This is a genomic window from Streptomyces hyderabadensis, assembly GCF_020404845.1.
GTDB classification, from domain to species: Bacteria; Actinomycetota; Actinomycetes; order Streptomycetales; family Streptomycetaceae; genus Streptomyces; species Streptomyces hyderabadensis.
In genome coordinates, this window is record NZ_JAIOJZ010000157.1 from 1 (window position 1) to 426 (window position 426).

1 pseudogene is annotated in these 426 nt (G+C 69.7%); it reads left to right on the plus strand.

The features are described from left to right. Positions 1–426: pseudogene (locus K7854_RS37335) on the plus strand (polyketide synthase); the annotation flags it as partial.

Below are 426 nucleotides of genomic sequence, written 5' to 3' on the forward strand. Positions count from 1 at the left end.
GTTGACGGCGCCGAATGGTCCGGCGCAGCAGCGGGTGATCCGGCAGGCGTTGGCGTCGGCGGGGCTGAGTGCGGTGGATGTGGATGTGGTGGAGGCGCACGGTACGGGGACGGTGCTGGGTGATCCGATCGAGGCGCAGGCGTTGCTGGCGACGTATGGGCAGGACCGGCCTGTTGACCGCCCTTTGTGGCTGGGGTCGTTGAAGTCGAACTTCGGTCATGCGCAGGCGGCTGCGGGTGTGGGCGGGGTCATCAAGATGGTGATGGCGATGCGGCATGGTGTGCTGCCGCGGACGCTGCACGCTGAGGAGCCGTCGGAGCAGGTGGACTGGTCGGCGGGTGAGGTGCGTCTGCTGACCGAGGCGCGGGAGTGGCCGGCCGGGGATCGTCCGCGCAGGGCGGGTGTGTCCTCGTTCGGGATCAGCGG